The organism is Desulforhopalus vacuolatus (genome assembly GCF_016918505.1).
Lineage (GTDB): Bacteria > Desulfobacterota > Desulfobulbia > Desulfobulbales > Desulfocapsaceae > Desulforhopalus > Desulforhopalus vacuolatus.
On sequence record NZ_JAFFPZ010000121.1, the window covers coordinates 1 to 429 of the forward strand.

Sequence of the window (429 nt, forward strand, 5' to 3'; positions counted from 1 at the left end):
ACCCAACGATATGGAGTATCACCATGAAATTGCGAATGACCGCCCTGACCCTGCTCTCTCTGCTGGCACTTGGCCAGGCCAATGCGGCCGAGGTGCGCCTGCTCAACGTTTCCTATGACCTGACTCGCGAGCTGTTCCAGGAATACAACAGCGCCTTTGCCAAGGAGTGGAAGGCCAAGACGGGTGATGATGTGGTGGTGAGCCAGTCACACGGTGGCTCCGGCAAGCAGGCCCGTGCCGTGGTGGACGGCCTGGAGGCTGACGTGGTGTCCCTGGCGCTGGCCTATGATGTCGATGCCGTGGCCAAGGTGGGTCTTACCGCCAGCGATTGGGAGGGGCGCCTTGCCAACAATGCGTCTCCCTATACCTCCACCATCGTCTTCCTGGTGCGTAAGGGCAACCCCAAGCAGATCAAGGACTGGGGTGATC

The 429-nt window shown here is 60.6% G+C and carries 1 protein-coding gene; it reads left to right on the forward strand.

What is annotated here, in order from left to right; genetic code table 11:
• Nucleotides 1–23 precede the first annotated feature (23 nt).
• Nucleotides 24–429: sulfate ABC transporter substrate-binding protein (locus JWG39_RS16170; RefSeq protein ID WP_275889036.1), on the forward strand; the 406-nt coding region annotated here is incomplete at its 3' end.